This window comes from Streptomyces sp. NPDC029466 (assembly GCF_055574515.1).
The window spans coordinates 1-3,885 of the sequence record NZ_JBVHZH010000113.1; the positions used below are offsets into that span (position 1 = coordinate 1).

Here is a 3,885-nt window from a genome sequence, read left to right on the forward strand (position 1 = left end):
GGGCCTTGGCCATGAACGGCGATGCCCGCGCCTGCCGCCGTGACCTCGACGCCGCAGAACACGCCCTCGACTCCGCCACCACCGCACCCCCCGCATGGTGCTCCTGGATGAGCCCAGCAGACCTCGCCGTCGACTCCGGCCGCTGCCTCATCGACCTCGGAGAAACCGGCCCCGCCCTGCACCAGATCTCTCAGGGAGTAGCCCTCCTGCCCACCGCCCGGGACAAAACCCGCGCGGTCTTCCTCACCTACGAAGCCGAAAGCCTGCTGCGTCAGGGCGAGATCGACCACAGCGCCGCCATCGCCGGCGAAGCCCTCATGCTCGCCCAGCGGATCGGCGCCTCCCGCTGCGTCCGCCAGATCAGCGACCTCGCACGCGGCTACGAACCCCATGTGAAAGTGCAGGGTGTTGAGCAGTTCCTCAGTGTCGTCCGGGCAGCGGCATGACACCACCAGGAGGCCCCTCATGAACGACGATCTGGGGCTCGCCCCCACGTCCGGACCACTGACCGCCGGGCTGCCCACGGCCCGAGCGGCGACGCCCGCAGACGCGGCAGGCATCATCCGGCTACGCTCCGAGTACGTTCTGTCCGAGCCGATGGGCGAGGAGTGGATCCGGCGGTGCACCGCCGAACTGGCTCCACGGCCAGCGCCGGGCGGTGACGCACGGGCCTTCGTCATCGACGCCCCGGACGGCTCGATGGCCGCCTGCGCCCTCGGTCTCATCCATCGCGTGCTCCCGGCACCGTCCTACCCCTGGGGGCTGGCAGGCCGCGTGCACGTGGTCGCCACACGCCCGGATGCCCGGCGCCGCGGCTACGCCAGAGCCGTTGTCCGCGCACTACTCGACGAGCTCCGCACTGAGCACGTCACCCTGTTCGAACTCCACGCCTGCCAGGAAGCGGCGCCCCTGTACCGCGAGTTCGGCTTCGCCGACAGTCCAGCCCTGATAAGGATGACGCACCTGGAGCAACCGGGTGGTCGACTTCGCTGACCGACGGACATAAGGGTGGCTCCGCAGACGGGGGATGCCGCGAAGCCACCCACTCCCCTGCGAATGAACGGCGCGAAGAACATCGCCTCCGGCCGTCGCCGCAATGCGCGTGACGCCCGCCGACCCCTCACACTCCTCGGCCTCGCCCGAGCACGAAGTGGACCTCGCTCGACTACGCCGATGCCCTGAGAGCTGTCGCAGAAATAACTTCAGACTTTGATCTTGGTCAGGCGGGCTGTCTCGCGAGGTCATCGAGTGGAACGGCGCTTCGGCGTGCGTGAGTTATTTTCCGACGGCTCCCTGGGCCCGCTCAGGGGTCGACCGGGGCCGGCGCATGCGTTCTCGGCGTTCTCTCAGGCCGAGACCGAGAGGTGACGCCGCCTCAGATGGTCGGGGTGTCGTCAACAACCGGCCTGTGAATCTCAACGACCGGCTTCCACCCCGCGGAGAACTCGATGAAGTCCGCACGGGTGGGGTAGGTGTCGACCGCGCGACGGTCACGCTTGGGGCTGTCGCTCCCCTTGCGCCCCCGGGGAATCTGCTCCTCGAAGATGTCGACCTTCACGTCGGGAACCTCCTTGAGGCCCTGGCGCCAGATCTGCACGACGTCGGCGCCGAAGGCTTGCCGGGCTGCAGCGTAAAGGGCCGTGAGGGCCCCCTTGTCCCCACTAGGGACGAAAAGCGCCAGGTCCAGCACGACACCGGCGGACTGGAGGACCTCGATGGTCACCGAGCCGTTCTCGTCGGCCAAGTAGATTCCGGCTTCATTCTCGTCGTCGGGAAGGCAGGAGACCTCTTCCTGGAATACGGTTCTCGCCGTGACGGAGCCGCCCTCGAAAGCCTCACCGGACTTGGTCAGAAAAGCAGGGACATAGCAGTCGGGAAGCTTGAGTTCTGCCGTGTCGGCGGAAACGAAGAGCCTGTCTTTCACGCCGAGCTTCGCCACCTCTTCCAGCGAGAGGCGGCGAGCGGCGATCTTCTCCGTGTTCACGATTTCCCTTTCAGGTTGCATTGTCCCTCCGAACAAGGACGCTACCACGAAACCCTGAGGTCAACTGCCCAGCAATCGTTGGGCAAATGACCTTCGATGACCTGCACGGGAGGATACCGAAGCGAGTGCCACTCGGCCGGGAACACGCATCCGCCAGGTAGTGTCCCTCGCCGTGCTGTTGGGGATCAACTGGCGGCTGCATTTCGGTGCGTTGGGTAGTGCGGAGGAACCAAAAGAGAGCTTACGGCAGATACCACCCATATCACCTTCGGGGAGGTGGCGGCGCGGTAAGGCGATCCATTCGTCGTGCATCTCGAAGAGCGCAGCGGAAACCAACCGGATGGTCCGACAACGCAACAACGGAGACCCCCACCGGCAACATCTGGATGAAGCACGAACCGGAAGTCGCGTACTACCGCGCCCTCTTCGTTCAGGACTCGGCGTAGTCGACTGACGCCCGCTTGCTGACGTCTCGTCATGTTGAGGGGAGTTCGGTACACAGCAGGCACCGGACGTCCGCGATCACGGGCGCGCCGGTGGGGAAGCTGGTCCGTCCCCGTGCTCTCGCCGACACCCACAGAGGCCGCGGAGCGGGTGCGGTGCGTTCTATGCCCGTCGTCCCGGCCCCTCCCCGGCCGGTGGCTCTGTCCCCGCGCCCAGGGTGGCGGGAACAGAGCCGACGACGTGCTGCCCTCAGCTGGTAGAGCCGCGCCCTCGAACCGTCCCGCGGACGCGGGGAGCGGGAGTACTCGGAGCGCGTGCATGCGCGAGGATAGGGCTTCTCTGTCAAGTTCTGCGTGTTGGCGTCTGCACTCCTGCGCCCTCCGCCCATCGGACACCCCAACTGGCATCACCGAACGTCAGTTCAGCAATCCCGCTACCGTGGTGACCCGACCACGATCAACGAGAGGGTGGCTCCGAACGCGATGCCCGCCCGGACGAGTGCAGCAGCTGGCGTCGCGCCGTCCGCACGTGCGAGAAAGGCGGCCACCACCACGCCGGTCAGGGCGGAGACGATCAGGGACACGGTCACGACCAAGATTGCCATCGTGGCCAGCAACGCAGGGGACATCGAGAACTCCTTCGTCAGTGCGACTCCGCCTGCGCACCAGACCTTGCCGATGTCCGTGTTCGCTGCGGTCCGGGTGGACGGGAATGAACGGCACCGAACAGTGTGGTGGCGCTACCGGGCGGGGAGTTGACGTGGAGAGCGGCGAGGCATTCTCTGAACCTGGTGAAGCTGCGGGAGCAGCTGCAGGATCTGCGCGGGCGGTCCGGGCTGTCGATGCAGCAACTTCGCCTGCGTGCCGAATGCCTCAGCGTTGGAGGGCGGGGGAACTGGGCGACAGCGGTGCGCACACCGGCCTTGCAGTTCAGCCCGTTCTGGTCTGAGGCCAGGGAACCGTCCTTGCGCACTACTTCGAGGGCGACGGTCAGGAGTGGCACCGAGTCGAACGCCCCACGGCTCGGCACCGTGCGCCCGTGATGTGCGCGAACCGTCCCGGCGGTGCTCCCCGTGCCGCCAGGAGGTCTTCTCCGCCCGGCGGCCGCGAGACCGGCGGCTGCGGGGCGGTCCGATCCTGGCCACCATGTGCATCGCCGGCGCCGTAAGACGTCGCCTCTGTACTCAATCGATGAAGCGCACCTCCGGGTGGGCGGAGGAAGGGCCGTGCAACAAGTCCTGGGGCCGGTCACGCAGGTGCTGGTCGAAGAACGCGGTGATGAAGGCGCGCTGGGCGGCGGTACTGCGCTCGGGGTCCACCGTGCCGATGTACTGCTCGCGGAGTTGGGCAGGGACGTCCAGGCTCTCGTCCAGGGCCGGTACAAACGACTGAGCATCCGTGTAACTGAAGTGACTGCCCTGCTCCAGACTCAGATCGCGCTTCCAGCCCGTTGAGCGG

The 3,885-nt window shown here is 66.9% G+C and carries 3 protein-coding genes and 2 pseudogenes; 2 read left to right on the top strand and 3 right to left on the bottom strand.

Going from position 1 to position 3,885, the window contains the following annotated elements:
- Positions 1–446 (top strand): annotated as a pseudogene (locus tag ACZ4XD_RS37265) (XRE family transcriptional regulator); the annotation flags it as partial.
- Between the two features lie 19 nt (positions 447–465).
- Entirely contained in the window at positions 466–993 is a 528-nt protein-coding gene (locus tag ACZ4XD_RS37270) for a GNAT family N-acetyltransferase (protein ID WP_468049996.1), read from the top strand.
- Between the two features lie 382 nt (positions 994–1,375).
- Here ACZ4XD_RS37270 and ACZ4XD_RS37275 read toward each other — a convergent pair whose 3' ends face one another.
- The 3 genes and pseudogenes from ACZ4XD_RS37275 to ACZ4XD_RS37285 all read right to left on the bottom strand — a co-directional run.
- A complete protein-coding gene (locus ACZ4XD_RS37275; protein WP_450362546.1) occupies positions 1,376–1,984 on the bottom strand; it encodes a hypothetical protein in 609 nt (202 codons plus the stop codon).
- Positions 1,985–2,861: 877 nt separating this feature from the next.
- Complete coding sequence (locus ACZ4XD_RS37280; RefSeq protein WP_468049997.1) at positions 2,862–3,056, bottom strand: hypothetical protein; 195 nt, start codon at positions 3,054–3,056, stop codon at positions 2,862–2,864.
- Positions 3,057–3,611: 555 nt separating this feature from the next.
- Positions 3,612–3,885 (bottom strand): annotated as a pseudogene (locus tag ACZ4XD_RS37285) (lipase); the annotation flags it as partial.

What these genes read in the sequence shown, in the direction of transcription:
- ACZ4XD_RS37270 (WP_468049996.1), top strand. Translation starts at nt 466, where the DNA reads ATGAACGACGATCTGGGGCTCGCCCCCACGTCCGGACCACTGACCGCC.
- ACZ4XD_RS37280 (WP_468049997.1), bottom strand. Translation starts at nt 3,056, where the DNA reads ATGTCCCCTGCGTTGCTGGCCACGATGGCAATCTTGGTCGTGACCGTG.